The sequence below is a fragment of the Pseudomonas sp. NMI542_15 genome, from assembly GCF_021283425.1.
GTDB lineage: Bacteria > Pseudomonadota > Gammaproteobacteria > Pseudomonadales > Pseudomonadaceae > Aquipseudomonas > Aquipseudomonas fortuita.
The window spans coordinates 59,784-77,178 of sequence record NZ_JAJSRO010000003.1 but is presented as its reverse complement, the minus strand read 5'-3'; the positions used below and the strand labels follow the sequence as shown (position 1 = coordinate 77,178).

The 17,395-nt window shown below is 63.1% G+C and carries 14 protein-coding genes; 3 read left to right on the top strand and 11 right to left on the bottom strand.

Annotation, left to right across the window (positions count from 1 at the left end; all coding sequences use genetic code 11):
- The first annotated feature begins 52 nt into the window (after positions 1 to 52).
- Positions 53 to 328 (top strand): polyhydroxyalkanoic acid system family protein, encoded by a 276-nt coding sequence (locus tag LU684_RS06380; RefSeq protein WP_016489558.1) that lies wholly within the window; start codon positions 53 to 55, stop codon positions 326 to 328.
- Between the two features lie 36 nt (positions 329 to 364).
- Here the strand turns inward: LU684_RS06380 and LU684_RS06375 are convergent, their stop codons facing one another.
- Positions 365 to 5,098: a DUF6543 domain-containing protein gene (locus tag LU684_RS06375; RefSeq protein ID WP_102689459.1), complete on the bottom strand. Its 4,734-nt coding sequence runs from the start codon at positions 5,096 to 5,098 to the stop codon at positions 365 to 367.
- Between the two features lie 182 nt (positions 5,099 to 5,280).
- On the opposite strand from LU684_RS06375, the gene LU684_RS06370 reads away from it, so the two are divergent.
- Together LU684_RS06370 and LU684_RS06365 are read left to right on the top strand one after the other, a co-directional pair.
- Complete coding sequence (locus tag LU684_RS06370) at positions 5,281 to 5,700, top strand: phasin family protein (protein WP_016489556.1); 420 nt, start codon at positions 5,281 to 5,283, stop codon at positions 5,698 to 5,700.
- A gap of 10 nt (positions 5,701 to 5,710) precedes the next feature.
- A complete protein-coding gene (locus LU684_RS06365) occupies positions 5,711 to 6,487 on the top strand; it encodes a phasin family protein (protein WP_016489555.1) in 777 nt (258 codons plus the stop codon).
- Between the two features lie 121 nt (positions 6,488 to 6,608).
- Here the strand turns inward: LU684_RS06365 and LU684_RS06360 are convergent, their stop codons facing one another.
- From LU684_RS06360 to pyrR, 10 genes are all read right to left on the bottom strand, one after another.
- Entirely contained in the window at positions 6,609 to 7,223 is a 615-nt protein-coding gene (locus LU684_RS06360) for a TetR/AcrR family transcriptional regulator (RefSeq protein WP_016489554.1), read from the bottom strand.
- Positions 7,224 to 7,236: 13 nt separating this feature from the next.
- Positions 7,237 to 8,919, bottom strand: coding sequence for a class II poly(R)-hydroxyalkanoic acid synthase (phaC, locus tag LU684_RS06355; protein ID WP_016489553.1), 1,683 nt, complete (start codon positions 8,917 to 8,919; stop codon positions 7,237 to 7,239).
- A 41-nt stretch (positions 8,920 to 8,960) separates the two neighbouring features.
- Positions 8,961 to 9,812, bottom strand: coding sequence for a poly(3-hydroxyalkanoate) depolymerase (gene phaZ, locus LU684_RS06350; protein ID WP_016489552.1), 852 nt, complete (start codon positions 9,810 to 9,812; stop codon positions 8,961 to 8,963).
- Positions 9,813 to 9,874: 62 nt separating this feature from the next.
- Positions 9,875 to 11,554: a class II poly(R)-hydroxyalkanoic acid synthase gene (gene phaC, locus LU684_RS06345; RefSeq protein ID WP_016489551.1), complete on the bottom strand. Its 1,680-nt coding sequence runs from the start codon at positions 11,552 to 11,554 to the stop codon at positions 9,875 to 9,877.
- Between the two features lie 268 nt (positions 11,555 to 11,822).
- Positions 11,823 to 12,200 carry a gamma-butyrobetaine hydroxylase-like domain-containing protein gene (locus LU684_RS06340; protein WP_016489550.1) on the bottom strand — a complete coding sequence of 126 codons (378 nt, stop codon included), beginning with the start codon at positions 12,198 to 12,200 and terminating at the stop codon, positions 11,823 to 11,825.
- Positions 12,201 to 12,387: 187 nt separating this feature from the next.
- A complete protein-coding gene (gene hslU / locus LU684_RS06335; protein ID WP_016489549.1) occupies positions 12,388 to 13,731 on the bottom strand; it encodes an ATP-dependent protease ATPase subunit HslU in 1,344 nt (447 codons plus the stop codon).
- Between the two features lie 76 nt (positions 13,732 to 13,807).
- On the bottom strand, positions 13,808 to 14,338 hold the full coding sequence (gene hslV / locus LU684_RS06330) for an ATP-dependent protease subunit HslV (RefSeq protein WP_003249309.1): 531 nt from the start codon (positions 14,336 to 14,338) through the stop codon (positions 13,808 to 13,810).
- A 212-nt stretch (positions 14,339 to 14,550) separates the two neighbouring features.
- Positions 14,551 to 15,822: a dihydroorotase gene (locus tag LU684_RS06325; RefSeq protein ID WP_145913597.1), complete on the bottom strand. Its 1,272-nt coding sequence runs from the start codon at positions 15,820 to 15,822 to the stop codon at positions 14,551 to 14,553.
- A complete protein-coding gene (locus tag LU684_RS06320) occupies positions 15,819 to 16,823 on the bottom strand; it encodes an aspartate carbamoyltransferase catalytic subunit (RefSeq protein WP_008099987.1) in 1,005 nt (334 codons plus the stop codon). Before LU684_RS06320 ends, LU684_RS06325 begins: the two co-directional genes overlap by 4 nt.
- Positions 16,824 to 16,835: 12 nt before the next feature.
- Positions 16,836 to 17,354, bottom strand: coding sequence for a bifunctional pyr operon transcriptional regulator/uracil phosphoribosyltransferase PyrR (gene pyrR, locus LU684_RS06315; protein ID WP_016489547.1), 519 nt, complete (start codon positions 17,352 to 17,354; stop codon positions 16,836 to 16,838).
- Positions 17,355 to 17,395 lie beyond the last annotated feature (41 nt).

Genomic DNA, 17,395 nt, shown 5'->3' with positions numbered 1-17,395 from the left:
GGGCAGGGGCGGGCATAATGCCAATTATGTCTACATCTTCAGGAATGCCCGTATGACCCAGATCAGCGTTGAACGCAAACACTCCCTCGGCCGCGATGCTGCCCGCGCCAAGGCGCAAGCGCTGGTCGACAAGCTCAGCCGCGAATACGACCTCAAGGCCACCTGGAACGGTGACCGGGTCGATGTGGCGCGCAGCGGCGCCAACGGCAGCGTGCACATTGGCGAAGACATCATCCGTGTGGAGCTGAAACTGGGCATGATGCTGTCGATGATGAGCGGCACCATCAAGGGTGAAATCGAGCGGGCGCTGGACAAGGCGCTGGTCTGAGCCTGACGGGCCGACCGAGGTCGGCCCGTCCCACGATCAATCGGCAGGGAACGGTATGATGTCTGCCACATCTTCGCGCTTCAGATCGCCCCGGTAGATCTTGATCCGCTCGGCGGTTGTGGCCTGCTTGAGTTGTTCCTCTCGCTCCAGGCTCCGGGGCTCCCAGAACTTCAAGTGACCCTTGGCGAAGTCGAGGGCGCTGGCCTGCTTGCTGCGGTAATGAAAATGCGCCTCCCAAAGCACCGCTGTGGGGGCATGCGTGTCTCTGATCTCATACACGTCCAGAAAATCATCCGCGCGACGCGTCGGTTTCCTTGCCACGGTTGGCGTGATCTGCAGGCGCTGTTGTTCATGCAGGTAGCGCAATGCGGTGGCATCGGGGTGATGTGTGGTGAGGTAGGACTGGGTAAGCAGCCGTTGTTTCTCCGCCCGCACGTAGGCTACCGCTTCACGCAGTTCGCCAGTTAACGCGGCCAACCGGGGATCGTCCTTGATGCCCTTGATTTTGACGGCGATCTCGAGCATGTCTTCGATATGCCAGTCCATGAGGTTGGACAGGGCATTCGGCTCGTGGATATGGCGTGCGGCCTTGGCGATTCGCTCCTCACGGCTGGCGAGCAGGCTGGTGGCGCGCTGGCGCAGTTCGGAGGTGTCGAGGGCCACCGGTGGTTCCGCCGGTGCCAGCTCGAACCACTCGCCGTCGCGCTGCTCGAAGGTGCTGGCAGGTTGCTGAGTGACGGGGTCATGTTGAACCGCCCGGTTGCTGCCTTGCGCCCGGTCAACCAGTAACCTGCGACCTTGCGCCGTCCTGATCACCATGCTCTTGCGAGGATGTACACGGTACATCACTGGGGCGGGGGCGGGGCTTGCGCCGCTGTCGACGTTGACCAGGGCGCTGGCTAGTTGTGATTCCGTGATGTGCACCAGTACCGACAATTCCTCGATGTACGCTTGCAGTATGGTCTGGTCGATGGCCGGATGCTCGAAGGATTGTAGGTACTGGGCCTTGCCGAGCGTGGTCTCATACTCGCGCAATGCGTCGCCGAGCAACGCTGCCTGCTCTTCCTGGGGCAGGTTTGCAGTCGCGATCCCATCATGTGTCCAGACGGTTTGTGAGAACTGCCTGCTGTCCAGTGATTGCTGCACCGGTAGAAGATCGATGGCCACCTGTTCGGTCAGGCGCGTCTTGTCCAGCAACAGGTACGCCATGTCGCTCAGCTGCTGCGCACGAATGACCAGTGTTGAATAGGGCCGCAGCGCGATGGCCGCTTCGACCTTGGCTTTCTTGTCCTTGTTCGGGAACGTGATCAGCGGGTCCTCCAGCATTCGGGGCAAGAGGGTGTCAAGCCGCTCACTGACCGTGCGCAGGCGGCTGACGATGTCCAGCGTGTCACGCACTGCCTGGCGAAACGAAACATGGCGCTGTTTTTGCTCATCGGTCACAGGCACTTTTTTCAGGCCGACAGATTTTTGCTCAAGGCCCTGGTGGTCCGATTGTTCCAGCAGACGGCGAAGCAAGAGGATGTCGTTCTCGACCTGCGTTTCGGAAAGGACACCCAGGCTGCGTCGGGCGGTGCCTAGCGGGTCGAGCCTGGCGAACCTGGGCTCCATCAGCTGGCGCAGGAGGGAGGCATTGGTCTGCAGCAGTGACGCTTGTTTTTCCAGGCACAGCGATATCGTGCGAATCTGCGGCATAAGCTCGAGACGCCGGGCAGCCAGGTCCCGGTTCTGTTGCTGCAAGTGTTCGTCCATGGCTGCCTGGCCACCTGCCCTGGCCAGGGCCTTCCCGAAGGCGTTCGCCTCGGCATCGTAGTCGGTCATCAATTGCTGGTTGGCATCCAGCAGCGGCTTGATCTTTTTCAGGGCATTGTGATTGGCAGACACCGCTTGGTTCAAACTGTCGAACTGCTGTTGGTTTTGCGCAATGATCTGCTGCCGGCTTTTCGGCATGCCACCTGCCAGGGCGAGGTCCAGTACCCAGGTATCGTTCCGGCGTGTCAGCCAGGGGCCGTAACTGCGTTGGCGGCCAACGATATGGTAGCCGTCCGGGTTGCCACCCCAGCGGGCTTGCCATTCATCCACGTTTTGCGGCGGGCCGATGATCCGCAGGCCTGTCTCGCTTTCCAGCACCTCGTAGGCGACCTCGTGCAACTTCACGTAGTAGCGGTCTTCGATGGCATACAGCCCTCGAAGCCTGCCTTGGCGCTGCACCGTGCGCCCCTGCAGGGAAATGTTGGCCTGCAGTTGACCCAGCGCTTGTCGGGTTGGCGCTGGAAGGTTGCCCAAGCGTTGGTTGTCGCCCCAGCTCAACAGCGTGACGTGGGTTTGGGTCGGAACCGGCGATTGCCAGGCGCCTTCGTCCGGTGCCTCCCGCCAGGCCGCAGCAGCTGACGGTCGGGCTTCCAGGCTTTCAAGCCGTGGCAGAGGGCCTTGCAGCCGGGCCGAAGGGGGCTCAGGTGTGACGCTGCCAACGTCATGAATCAACAACATGGCGACATTGGCCAGCAGGTCAGTGACTGCCAAGGCCTGCGCTTCGGGTGTGCCTTGAGTGAGGGCAGACAAATCGTCCTTCAATGCTGCCACTGCAGCCACCACCCAGGCCACGGCCGCCGCCGGACCTCGCAGCAGTGGCGTGGTGGCGTTGAACAGCATCCAGCCAAGCTGCCAGGCCAGCGCCCAGCGCTGCTGTGAGTTCGAGACCGTCTGGCGCGAGGCAAGAAGCAATAGCGCCTGGACTCTCGACTCGTGCAGCTTGATGTCCAGATCGCCCTGCCAAGGCTCATGCACCACGGTAACCGGGGTCCGCAGCGACTCCAGCGCAGCATCTGTCCACGCTGTGCCACCGCCCAGCCAGTGTGCCAGTTTCGACATGCGCGGATGCAGGTGGGGCCGAAGGAAGCCGCCATTCTGATAGACGGCTCGGTTTTCGTCATCTACCCAGTCGAGCACGTCCTGTTGCAGTTGTGGATTGGTCTGGATCTGAGCCATCAGTGCATCCAGGCTGGCATGTTCTGCCAAGGGTTGTTCGGCAAACAACGGGCGGTAAAGCAAATAGCTGGCGCTGGCCTGGACGTGCAGCACAAACATGCCCTGCACAGTGTCGCCTTCAGGGGCACCCTTGAACGGTTGCAGCACCAGTGGCGAGAAGGTCAACGGTTCTGCTGGCAGCGCTTTGCCCAGGCAGAATTCGACAACAGCCAGGCAGGCGGTCTCGCCAATCTGGCCGTCAATTTTCGCCTTTAGGGCCGTGAACGCCAGATTGCCACGCCATTCTCGGGCGAAGCGCTGGACTTGTTCGGGGTCATGCTCGAATGCCTGCAACTGGGCCGCCACGTGCACCGGGTACTGGCCGCCGATGTCCACCTCGGTGACCAGTGCCTGGAGGTAATCAAGGGTCATCCAGGCTTGCTCCGGCTGGCGCCCCTGATAGGTCAGGCCAGATGCCACTTCGTTCAGGTCGGTGTGCAGGCGCACTACGGCCATCTCGGTCAGGGTTATGCGTTTGAGGTGCCGCAGCACGGCCGGCCCTGTCGAAGACACAGGAACCACGACGGAAATCTCTATCAGCAGCAGGTCAGGGTCGAGCGGCGCCTGGTCGGGGTGGTCGAGCTGCATGCGCTCGCGAAGGCGCCTTCTGGCATAGGTGTCCAGGGGTTCGATGTCGTCCAGCGAACCTTTGCTGCCCGCCTGCGCCTGGCGAGCGCATAGCCGCAGCACTGCGTCGCTGTACAGCAGGCGGTCACTGGCGGCCGCCGAAGCCAGCCAGGCCGGCAGGGCGATGTCTGGTTGGGCTTCGTTCACCAGCCACTGGCCGGAAATATCGGAGGCGGGGTCTGTAACGGCGTCGAGCGTCTGTTCCAGCTCCTCGACGGTGCTGAACGAGGCCAGGCTCAGGCGGCCGAGGCGCTCAAGAATGCTGTTGAGCATGGCGGTGGCCTGGTGTTCGAAGGGGTCGCCCAGCAAGGGGCGATGTGCCCAGCTGAACGCCTCGAAGCGATAGGCTTGCGCCAACTGGTCGCGCAGGGCGCTGGCAAAGGTGGTTGCATCCACGTAGCGGCGTACTTTGCCCGCAGGGCTGCACCACAGCACCTGATCGGGGCCGAACAATACAAGGTCCGCCAGGGTGAACGACTGGGTGTTGCCCGACATGCCCAGCGATATCTGCAGGCCGCTGACGGCGGGGGTGTCGGCCCCATTCTCCAGCAAGCGATAGAGCGTGCCTTTGGCGGTGTCATCCAGCCCTTGGCGTTCAACCCCGTTCAGCAGCGAAGCTTTCAGCAGGTGTGCCAGCCAGCGCACGTTGGAGCGCTCGGAAATGCCGTCAGTGCCGGCCCAGAAGCTGATTTGGGCCTGCTCGAACGCATCGCCCAGAGCGGCCAGCAGTGTGTCGAAATCCTGGTTGAGCATTGCCATATCAAGCGTGATTCGCGGCTGACTGGCAGGGTTTTCACCTTGCTCCTGGGGGTAGAAGGGTTGCGGTGGTGCGATGCTGAGCTGATCCGCCGACCCCAGGTCCATGGGGCGGCCGTTCAGGTAGTGCTCGAGCAGCAGGGGCACCAGTGGCTGTACTGGCGGCTCGGAAGGTGCTGCCCTGAGCACGGTGAAACGCTCGAGGCCTTCAAGGTCCGGATAGTTGCGAACGATCCACGGGTAGCGATCGGCAAGCACGCTGAAGCCTTCGCTAGCCAGCAGCTGACGTAGCGTGGGGCGTTTGGCGAAGCGGCTGGCCACCAGCTGCCGATAGGTGGTTGTCGAGGAGGAAACAGCCATGCGAGTCGAGCTCCGTTTAGTCAATGAGCGCGAACGGTAGAAGCTGCATGGGTAACGGGTGAGGTAGATAGGTCGTGATGCGTGTTCTTAGGGTGTGGTTTCTAATTTTGTTCCCTACCTTAGGCATCAGCCCAGCGTTCATGGGCGCATCCTCCTCCACTGATGAACATGAGGCACTGAGCATGGCCAAAGTGACTGTGAAGAAAAAGGAAGACGCCCAGGGCACGCTGGGTGAGGTGCGCGGCTACGCGCGCAAGATCTGGCTGGCAGGTATCGGCGCTTATGCCCGCGTCGGCCAGGAAGGTTCCGAGTATTTCAGCGAGCTGGTCAAGGCCGGCGAAGGTGTTGAAAAACGTGGCAAGAAACGCATCGACAAAGAGCTCGATGCTGCCAACCACCAGATCGACGACGCCGCTGAAGAAGTCAGCCGCGTACGCGGCAAGGTCGAAATTCAACTCGACAAGATCGAAAAAGCTTTCGACGCGCGGGTAGGACGCGCCTTGAATCGCCTCGGCATTCCGTCTAAACATGACGTTGAGGCGTTGTCGGTGAAGCTTGAACAGCTGCACGAGCTGCTTGAGCGCGTCGCGCACAAACCATAAGGAGAGCAGGATGGCTGGCAAGAAGAATTCCGATAAAGAAAGCAGCTCCTGGGTCGGCGGGATCGAGAAGTACTCCCGCAAGATCTGGCTGGCGGGGCTGGGTATCTATTCGAAGATCGACCAGGACGGCCCCAAGCTGTTCGACTCGCTGGTGAAGGATGGCGAGAAGGCCGAGAAACAGGCGAAGAAGACCGCTGAAGATGTGGCCGACACCGCCAAGGCTTCGACCACCTCGCGTGTGTCTGGTGTGAAAGACCGTGCGCTGGGCAAATGGAGCGAGCTCGAAGAAGCCTTCGACAAGCGCCTGAACAGCGCCATATCGCGTTTGGGTGTGCCAAGCCGCAACGAGATCAAGGCCCTGCACCAGCAGGTGGACAGCCTGACCAAGCAGATCGAGAAACTGACCGGTGCTTCGGTTACGCCGGTTTCGTCGCGCGCTGCGGCGGCCAAACCGGCTGCGAGCAAGGCAGCGGCCAAGCCACTGGCCAAGGCAGCAGCGGCCAAGCCTGCGGCGAAAACCGCGGCAGCCAAACCTGCAGCTAAAACGGCAGCGGCCAAACCTGCTGCCAAGCCGGCGGCCAAACCTGCCGCCGCCAAGGCTGCGGCGGCCAAGCCAGCGGTAGCGAAGAAACCTGCGGTGAAGAAAGCACCGGCCAAGCCGGCAGCCGCGAAACCGGCAGCCCCAGCGGCCAGCGCGGCCCCGGCCGCTACCACAGCACCGACACCTGCCACCGCCCCGGCCAGCAGCGCCCCGTCGGCACCAAACGGCACCGGTACCTTGATCTGATACCGCATCGCCTTCTTCGCGGGCTTGCCCGCTCGCACAGGGACAGCGCCGATCAACGGGTCAGCGCAGGCCCTGTGGGAGCGGGCATGCCCGCGAAGGCCCCAGCGCCGAAACAGCAGGCCTACCCCTCCAGGTAGCGCACAGCCAACTGCTCCGCCGCCGCCCGCGCCTGTGCCTGCAGATGCGGCGCCACCAGCATCATCACCTGGTATACCACGATCCCCACATCCCCCTCGCGCCCCAGCACACGCTGGTAATCCAGCGAGAACAGCAGCGTCATCGTGATCTGCTCCACCAGCTGCCCCAGCGCCTGCGTACCACTCTCTACCAGCCCCTGGCCCTTGAGGCTGGCCAACAGCGCCGCCAACGTGCGCTTGAGGGCATTGATCAGGCTGCGCATGCCGCGTGCCAGCTTTGGCAGGCGGCCAGTGAGGTTGGAGAGGTCCTGAAACAGGAAGCGGTACTGCGACATGTGCTCGACAATCAGGTGCAGGAACAGCCAGTAGTCCTCGGCGTCCAGGCGCACTTCCAGGGGTGGGTCAAGCAAGGGCATCAGCGCGTCCTCGAAGCGCTCGAACAGGCCCAGCACCAAGGGTTCCTTGCCGTGGAAGTGGTAATACAGGTTGCCCGGGCTGATGCCCAGTTCGTTGGCAATCTCCAAGGTGGATACGTTCGGTTCGCCCTGCTGGTTGAACAGCTGCAGGGCGCATTCCAGGATACGGTCGCGGGTCTTCATCCGGTCGTCGGGCTCATCGGGTCAGGACATAGGTGCCTGGCGCCGGGCCGAGCGGTGGGTAGGTGCTGTTGCCCAGCTCGGTACGGGGAGCCTTGAGCGGACCAGAGCGCGGAGTGATCCATTCCAGCCACAACGGCCACCAACTGCCGTCGCTGCGTTTGGCCTCGTAGAACCAGGCGCGCGGATCGCTCGCAAGCTTGGGGTTTTCCAGGTAGTAGGCCTTGGGGTTGCCCGGTGGGTTGATGATGCTTTGAATGTGCCCGCTGTTGGCCAGCACGAAACGCCGGTCGCCACCGAGCAGCAGGGCAGAGCGATACACGGCGTCCCACGGGGTGATGTGATCGTTGCTGCCGGCCACGGTAAAACTGTCAAGGTCGACCTGCTTGAGGTCGATGGGCGTGCCGCATACTTCAAGGCCGGCCGGGTGGGTGAGCGGGTTGTGCTTGAAAAAGTCCAGCAAGTCGCCGTGCAGTGCCGCCGGCAGCCGTGTGTTGTCGGCGTTCCAGTAGAGGATGTCGAACGCGGGTGGGGCTTTGCCAAGCAGGTAGTTGTTGACCCAGTAGTTCCAGATCAGGTCGTTGGGGCGCATCCAGGCGAAAATCCTCGCCACCTCGCCGCCGTCCAGTACACCCCGTTGATAGGAACGGCGCTTGGCCGCCTCGACGGTCTGCTCGTCGGCGAACAGGCTGGCCGGGCTGTCGAACTTGCTGTCGAGCAGGCTGACCAGGTAAGTGGCGCTGCGGATCTTGCGCAGCTGATGTCTGGCCTGCAGGTGGCCCTGCAGTGCAGCCATGGTCAGGCCGCCGGCACAGGCACCCATCAGGTTGGGGTCGCGGTTGCCGCTGATGCTGCGGCAGGCGTTCAGTGCTTCTTCCAACGCCTGAACGTACGAGGACAAGCCCCATTCGCGGTGGCGCGGGTCGGGGTTGCGCCAGCTGATCATGAACACCTGCAGGCCGTTCTTGAGCATGTACTGGACGAAGCTGTTGTGCGCCTGCATGTCGAAGATGTAGAACTTGTTGATTTGCGGTGGTACCACCAGCAGGGGCCTGGCGTGCTGTTTTTCACTCATCGGCTTGTACTGGATCAGCTCCAGCAGCTCGTTGCGAAACACCACCGCACCGGGTGTCGCCGCCAGGCTGCCACCCACCTCGAAAGCGCGTTCGTCCACTTGGCGCGGCAGGCCGTCATTGTGACGCAGGTCGTCCAGCAAGTGGGCCAGGCCACGCACCAGGCTTTGCCCGCCGGTGTTCAGCAGCTCTTTGACGGCCAGCGGGTTGAGCAGCGAATTGCTCGGCGCCAGGGCGTCGTTGATCATGCCGAACAGGAAGTGGGCGCGTGCCCGATCATCGTCATCCAGGTGGCTTTCGTCGATCCACTGGCGCGTCTGCTTCTGCCAGGCCAGATAGGCCTGCAGGCCCCGGCGGTAAAACGGGTTCTGGCTCCAGGTAGGGTCGTTGAAGCGGCTGTCGCGAGGGTTGGGCTGATAGGGCGTGTCGCCCAGCATCACGCGGCCCAGTTGGCCGCCGAGCGCCAACAGGTGCCGCGCAGTGTGCAGCGGGTTGGTCAAGCCGTGGCGGCCAACCCTGCGCAGGGTCGACACCAGGTCGCGCCCACGCAGGCCAAGCATGGCGTTATGCACGTTCATGCTGGTGGCGGGCAGCGGTTTCGTTCCTTTGGCCGGTTTGTCTGTCATGGCAACACTCCCTCGTCTTCCCGATGCTTGGGCAGCGACAATCAACCGCCAGAGGCGGGGCGCGGGTGCATGACCGCGCGCTGACGTTCTTCCTGGAGAAACTTCATGATGATCGGTGCGACGGCCTCGGCCCGGGTAATCAGGAACAGGTGGCCATCGTCGATTATGTGTAGCTGGGCATTGGGAATCCGCCAGGCCAGCAGGCGCATGTTGACCAGCGGGATCAGCGGGTCGTCGTCACCGGCCAGTACCAGCGTCGGCTGATGGATCTTGTGCAGCCAGTGGATGCTGGTCCAGCCCAGGCCGGCGAATAATTGCCAGTAGTAGCCCAGCTTGCCGCCCGAGCGCACCTTGGATGCATGATGCATGGCCAGGTCCGGGTCGCGGCGGAAGGCACCGCCGTAGATCAGCGGTGCAATACGGATCACATGGGAGGGCTGCACGTAGCGCCGTGGACTGGCCATCATCCACAACACCTTGGGTTTGCCCGGCACCATTACCGCGCCGGCGGCAGTGGCGGCCAGCACCAGTTTTTTGCAGCGTTCCGGATAGTCGTGGGCGAACTGCTGGGCCAGGGCGCCGCCCCAGGACACACCGATGGCGTTGACTTGGCCGTAGTCCAGGTAATCGAGCATGCGCGCTGTGAGCTTGGCCAGGCCAGGAAAACGATAAGGGTGGCGCGGTGTGGATGATCCACCCACGCCGGGTACATCGAAGGCAATGACCTCCAGGTCCGGGTCCAGCGCCTCGATGAAGGGGAACACCAGCTCCAGGTTGGCGCCGATGCCGTTGAAGATCAGCAACGGGGTCAGGTGCGGCTTGCCTGGGCGGACGGCGGTGCGAATGGACTGGTCGTCCAGCTCGACGGTCCTGAAGATATAGGGTTCCGGCATGCGTTCGACTCTTTCGTGAAAAAAGTGCCGTGGCGCGCTCATGGCTGCCACGGCAATGCAACTCAACGCTCGTGAACGTAGGTGCCTGGGGCGGCTTCGCCAGCTGCATAGGCACGGTTGCCCAGGCGGGTTGGCGCTTTTTTCAGCTCCCCGGCCCGCTCGCTCAGCCAGCTTTGCCAGTGCAGCCACCAGGAGTCGGCGTGCTTGGTGGCGTTTTCTTGCCAGGCCACCGGGTCACCCGGGCGATCAGCCCCGGTCATGAAGCGTGCCTTGGGGTTGCCCGGCGGGTTGAGGATGCTCTGTATGTGGCCGCTGTTGGACAGCACGAACTCGATCTTGCCGCCGAACAAGTGCGCCGAGCGGTAGCACGATTGCCACGGGGTGATGTGGTCGGCGGTGCCGGCAACGCTGAAGATGTCGCAGTGCACATTCTTCAGGTCGATCGGGGTGCCGCACACTTCCAGTGCGTTCGGGCGGATCAAAGGGTTGCTTTTGAACATCTCGATCAAATCGCCGTGGAAGGCGGCCGGCAGACGCGTGGTGTCGTTGTTCCAGAACAGGATGTCGAACACCGGCGGCTCGTTGCCGAGCAGGTAGTTGTTGACCCAGTAGTTCCAGATCAGGTCGTTGGGGCGCATCCAGGCGAACACCTTGGCCATTTCGCTGCCTTCCAGCACGCCAGCCTGGTACGAGTGGCGCTTGGCGGCTTCCAGGGTCTGTTCGTCGACGAACAATGCGACCTGGTTGTCCATGGTGGTGTCCAGCACGCTGACCAGCAGGGTCAGGGCATTGACCTTGTTTTCGCCAATGGCGGCGTAGTGGCCCACCAGCGCAGTACAGGTGATGCCGCCAGAGCAGGCGCCGAGCATGTTCAAGTCTTTGCTGCCGGTAATCGCCAGTACGGCGTCGACGGCTTCCTTGAGTGCATCGATGTAGGTGGACAGGCCCCATTCCCGCTGGGCCTTGGTCGGGTTGCGCCAGCTGATGATGAAGGTTTGCTGCTGCGAGCGCAGGCAGTAGCGCGCCAGGCTCTTTTCCGGGCTCAGGTCGAACACGTAGAACTTGTTGATCTGCGGTGGCACCACCAGCAGCGGGCGAGCATGCACCTGTTCGGTGATGGGGCTGTACTGGATCAGCTCCAGCACATCGTTGCGGTACACCACTGCGCCTTCACTGGTGCCCAGGTTCTTGCCCACTTCAAAGGCGTCCATGTTCACCTGGCTGGGCATGCCGCCATTGTTGACCATGTCCTTGGCCAGGTTGGACAGGCCATCGAGCAGGCTCTTGCCGCCGGTTTCGAAGAAGCGCTTGACCGCTGCCGGGTTGGACAAGGTATTGGTCGGCGCCATGGCTTCGGTCATCAGGTTGATGACGAACTGGCCGCGGCTGATGTCCTGGGGTGGCAGGTCGCTGTTGCCGATCCAGTCCTGCAACTCGTTGCGCCAGGCCAGATAGGTTTGCAGGTAGCGGCGGTACAGCGGGTTGTTGCTCCAGGCCGGGTCGTTGAAACGGCGGTCGTCGCTTTCCGGGGCCAGGCTGGACTTGCCCAGCAGCACGTTTTTCAGTTCCAGGCCAAAGTGGGCCACATGCTTGGCGCTGTGCAGCGGTTGGCGCACGGCCTGGCGCAGCACGGTGCGTGCCGAGCTCAACAGGTCCTTGCGGCGAATGCCGATGACCGGGTTCAGCCCCAAGGTGTTTTCCGAGGCCTGCCGCTGCAGCTCATCGTTGTTCTTGTTACTCATCTACGACGCTCCGTTGTCCTGAGACGAGTACCGGTTGCTGTGGCGGGGGCACAGCCCTGAGCCCGGTACTGCTACTCGGGTGACCAGTGATAAGGAACAGCGGTGCTGCGGGGGTTCTGACTGCCTGCAAAGTGATGCAGGGAACTTGCCACACCCATTGGTTACCCGACTTTCATGTAATGCGCAAGACAGCCCTTCACTGGGCTGTCTGTAAGTCATTCAAACAGATGAATTTAGAAAATGCGCTCTAAACCCTGAAGACCTTGCGCTAGAGCATGAGTTTGACCACCGATTCGGCCGGGTCGCGGGATTTTCCGGCCTTGTGCAGCTCGTCGAGGTATTCGGCCCACAGCTGTTCCTGGCGCAGACACAGCTGTTCCAGGTATTCCCAGGTGAACAGGCCGCTGTCATGGCCGTCGTCGAAGGTCAGTTTCAGTGCATATTGGCCGGCAGGCTCCAGGCCGACCAAGCCGACGTTGATCTTGCCGAACTGCAGAATGGGGTTGCCGTGGCCCTGGACCTCGGCGGAGGGGGAGTGCACGCGCAGGAGTTCGGCGGGCAGGTGGTAGACCTCGCCGGGGGCGTAGGTGAGGGTGAGGGTTTTCGAGGCTTTGTGCAGGTTGATGGCAGTGGGCAGGCGGGCCATGGGCAGAATCTCTCGGGAGCTGATGATGCACAGCTTCGGGACATTCTGGGGATTGTGCAAGGGGGCTGCTTTGCAGCCCAGTCGCCGGCAAGCCAGCGGCCACGGGTACTTCACAGCATCAGAGTTGTGATAATCCTGTGGGAGCTGGCTTGCCGGCGATTGGGCCGCACAGCGGCCCCCTGCGGTCTTACAGAATGTAACGCGACAGGTCTTCGTTCTGCGCCAGTTCACCCAGGTGGCTGTTCACATACGCAGCGTCGATCTGGATCGGCGTTTCGTCATGTGCGCTGGCCAGGTCGCCGGCGCTGAACGACACTTCTTCGAGCAAACGCTCAAGCAGTGTGTGCAGGCGACGGGCACCGATGTTTTCGGTCTTTTCGTTGACCTGGTAGGCAATCTCGGCCAGGCGCTTGATGCCGTCGGCGATGAACTCGATGTTCAGGCCTTCGGTTTTCAACAGGGCCTGGTACTGCTCGGTCAGCGAAGCGTGCGGCTCTTGCAGGATGCGCTCGAAGTCTTCCGGGGTCAGTGCCTTGAGTTCGACACGGATCGGCAGGCGGCCTTGCAGCTCGGGCACCAGGTCGCTCGGCTTGCTCAGGTGGAACGCACCCGAGGCAATGAACAGGATATGGTCGGTCTTGACCATGCCCAGCTTGGTGTTGACGGTGCAGCCTTCGATCAGCGGCAGCAGGTCGCGCTGTACGCCTTCACGGGACACATCGGCGCCGCCAACATTGCCGCGTTTGGCAACCTTGTCGATTTCGTCGATGAACACGATACCGTGCTGCTCGACTGCTTCCAGGGCCTTGGCCTTGAGCTCTTCCTCATTGACCAGGCGGCTCGCTTCTTCATCGCGAACCATCTTCAGCGCCTCTTTCACCTTCAGCTTGCGCGCCTTGCGCTTGCCTTTGCCCATGTTGGCAAACAGGCTCTGCAGCTGATTGGTCATTTCTTCCATGCCGGGCGGCGCGGCAATTTCGACGCCCACGGCATCGGCCACTTCGATTTCGATTTCCTTGTCGTCCAGCTGGCCTTCACGCAGGCGTTTGCGGAACAGCTGGCGGGTGTTGGAATCGCTGCTGGTCTGCGCGGCTTCCTCGCTGAAGCTGGTCACCCGCGCCTGCGGCAGCAGGGCATCGAGGATACGGTCTTCGGCGGCGTCTTCGGCGCGGTGGCGCACGCGGATGATTTCCTGCTCGCGCAGCATCTTCAGCGCGGCGTCGGCCAAGTCACGGATGATCGACTCGACGTCGCGGCCCACGTAGCCCACTTCAGTGAACTTGGTGGCTTCGACCTTGAGGAACGGTGCGTTGGCCAGCTTGGCCAGACGACGGGCGATTTCGGTCTTGCCGACACCGGTAGGGCCGATCATCAGGATGTTCTTGGGGGTCACCTCGGCACGCAGCTCGACAGGCAGCTGCATCCGGCGCCAGCGGTTGCGCAGGGCAATGGCCACGGCGCGCTTGGCGTCGTCCTGGCCGATGATGTGGCGGTTGAGTTCGTGGACGATCTCGCGGGGGGTCATGGACATGATCAATAGGGTCCTTGGGCAGATGAGTCAGCGTGGAAAAGCCCCTTCACCGGGAAGAGGCGCCAGAGCAGCTGAATCAGTCGGCCAGGTCCTGCTCCTCGATGGTCAGGTTGTGGTTGGTGAACACGCAGATGTCGCCGGCGATGTTCAGGGCGGTTTCAGCGATTTCACGGGCCGAGAGGTCGGTCTTGTTCAGCAGGGCGCGGGCTGCGGCCTGGGCATAGGCGCCGCCGGAACCCATGGCGATCAGGCCATCTTCGGGTTCGACCACGTCACCGTTACCGGTGATGATCAGGGAGGCATCCTTGTTGGCCACGGCCAGCATGGCTTCCAGGCGGCTCAGGGAGCGGTCGGTACGCCATTCCTTGGCCAGTTCGACGGCAGCGCGGACCAGGTGGCCCTGGTGTTTCTCCAACTGGCCTTCGAAGCGCTCGAACAGGGTGAACGCATCGGCTGTGGCACCGGCGAAGCCGGCGATGACCTGGCCGTGGTACAGGCGGCGCACTTTCTTGGCGTTGCCTTTCATCACGGTATTGCCGAGGGAAACCTGGCCGTCGCCGCCCATGACGACTTTGCCGTTACGGCGGACAGAAACGATGGTGGTCAAGGGGAGAGTCTCCACGCAGCGGGGCGAAAGTGCCTGATGCAGACTCATATGGGGGTGGGGTGAAAGATTTCAACCGGGGGGGATGAATGGTTAATGCTCTCCAGCACAGGCCTGATCGCCGGCAAGCCAGCTCCCACAGATCATCACAGGGCTTGAGGGCAGTGATTGCCTGTGGGAGCTGGCTTGCCGGCGATGGGGCCTGTGAGGGTTACTCAGGCCTCGTGGCAGATGTGGCCATCGACCAAGGTATAACGCACCGCACCCGGCAGGCAGTGGCCGATGAACGGGCAGTTCTCGCCCCGCGACAACCACTGCTCGCCAGCCACTGTCGAGGCTTGTGGGTCGAACAGCACCAGGTCAGCTGCGCCACCCACCTTCAGCTCGCCCGCCGGCAGGCGCAGGGCGGCTGCCGGGCCGCTGCTTAGGCGGGCCAGCAAAGTTGGCAGGTCGAGCAGGCCGTCCTGCACCAGGGTCATGGCCAGTGGCAGCAACAGCTCGACGCTGCTGATACCCGGCTCGGTGGCACCGAACGGTGCCAGCTTGGCGTCGCGCTCGTGCGGCTGGTGATGGCTGGAAATCGCCTGGATCACGCCCGATTTGACGGCGGCGCGCAGGCCATCCCGGTCTTTGGCAGTGCGCAGCGGTGGCTGCACGTGGTACAGGCTGGAAAACTCGCGCAGCGACTCATCGGTGAGTATCAGCTGGTACAGCGCCACATCGGCGGTCACCGGCAGGCCGAGCTCCTGCGCCTGGGCAATCAGCTGTGCACCACGGGCGCTGGTGATCTGGCTGAAGTGCGCACGCACACCGGTCTGTTCTACCAGCAGCAGGTTGCGCGCCAGGGCCACGGTTTCTGCGGTTTCCGGGATGCCCGGCAGGCCGAGGAAACTGGCCATGGCACCTTCATGGGCCAGGCCGCCCTGGGCCAGGTCACGGTCCTGGGAGTGGAACACCACGGTCAGGTCGAAGGTGGCGGCGTACTCCAGGGCGCGGGCCAGGGTCCGGTTGTTGGGGATTTGTTTCAGGCCGTTGCCGAAGGCCACGCAACCGGTATCGCGCAGGGCCACCAGCTCGGCCAGTTGCTCGCCTTCAAGGCCTTTGGTCAGGGCGCCGATCGGGTACACCTTGCTGTTGGCGGCCTCACGGGCGCGGTCCAGGATCAGTTCGGCCACCGCCGAGGTGTCCAGCACCGGCTTGGTCTGCGGCGGGCAGCACAGGCTGGTGACACCGCCGGCAACGGCAGCGCGGGTTTCGCTGGCGATGTTGCCTTTGCGGCTGTAACCCGGCTCACGCAGGGACACGCCAAGGTCGACCAGGCCCGGTGCGGCGACCAGGCCATCGGCCTGTATCGTACGGCTGGCGTTGAAACCGGCCGGTGCGGCGCCAATGGCGGCAATGCGGCCACCGTCCAGGTGCAGGTCGGTCACCTGATCCAGGCCGGTCGTGGGATCGATGACCCGGGCGCCAAGAATGCTGATGGTCACTGGGCGTTCTCCTGGTCGAATTGACGTTGTGCGTTCTGCCCGCTCATGGCCATGGACAGCACGGCCATGCGCACGGCGATGCCGTAGGTGACCTGGTTGAGGATCACCGAGTGTTTGCCGTCGGCCACCGCTGATTCGATTTCCACGCCCCGGTTGATCGGGCCCGGGTGCATGACGATGGCATCAGGCTTGGCCCCGGCCAGGCGCGCGGTGGTCAGGCCGAACAGGCGGTAGAACTCGCCTTCGCTGGGCAGCAGGCCGCCGGCCATGCGCTCACGCTGCAGGCGCAGCATGATCACCACGTCGACATCCTTCAGGCCTTCGGCCAGGTCGGTGTAGACCTTCACGCCGTACTGTTCGATGCCGATCGGGATCAGGGTTTTCGGGCCGATCACGCGGATGTCCGGGCAACCCAGCGCTTTGAGCGCCAGCATGTCGGAGCGCGCCACGCGCGAGTGCAGAATGTCGCCGACGATGGCCACCGAGAGGTTTTCGAAGCTGCCTTTGTGGCGGCGAATGGTCAGCATGTCGAGCATGCCTTGGGTCGGGTGCGCGTGGCGGCCATCACCGCCATTGATCACGGCGACATCCGGGCACACGTGCTCGGCGATGAAGTGCGCGGCGCCGGAGTCGGAATGGCGCACCACGAACATGTCGGCCGCCATGGCCTCGAGATTGCGCAGGGTGTCGAACAGTGTCTCGCCCTTGCTGGTCGAGGAGGTCGACACGTTCAGGCTGATCACGTCGGCCGACAGGCGCTGGGCTGCCAGTTCGAAGGTGGTGCGGGTGCGGGTCGAGTTCTCGAAGAACACGTTGCACACGGTCTTGCCGCGCAGCAACGGGACTTTCTTCACGGCCCGGGCACCGACTTCCAGGAAGGAGTCGGCGGTGTCGAGGATCTCGGTGAGCAGTTCGCGGGGCAAACCGTCAAGCGAGAGGAAGTGGCGCAGCTGGCCCTGATCATTGAGCTGCAGCGGGCGCTTGGCGTCGATTGGCGTCATCGCGGGGGACTCTTAAAGGGCGGAAGCGGAGGCGAGGTCCTGGCGCTCGAGGGCGAGCGGTGCGGGTCCGGTCAATTTTACCCGTTCATGGGCGGCCAGCGACAGGGTGGCACCGAGCACATTCGGACGGATCGGCAATTCGCCGGCGTCCAGGTCCAGCAGGCAGACCAGGGTGACGCTGGCCGGGCGGCCGTAATCGAACAGTTCGTTGAGCGCCGCGCGGATGGTGCGACCGCTCATCAGTACATCATCCACCAGCACCAGGTGCTGGCCCTCGACCTCGAACGGCAGCTCGGACGGGCGCACTTGTGGGTGCAGGCCGTTCTGGCTGAAGTCGTCGCGGTAGAACGAGACGTCCAGGGTGCCCATGGGGCTGCTGTCGCCCATGGCTTCCTGCAGGGCCTGGGCAACCCAGACACCGCCGGTGCGGATACCGATATAACGGGGCTCGGTGATTGCCCGGCGCGCCAGGTGGGCACGAAGGTCGACAGCCATCTGCCGAATCAGGTCGGCGGGATTGGGTAGGCTCATTGCGGGCTCCTCGGAAGGGTGCGCCGGGCGGGCCCGGCGGC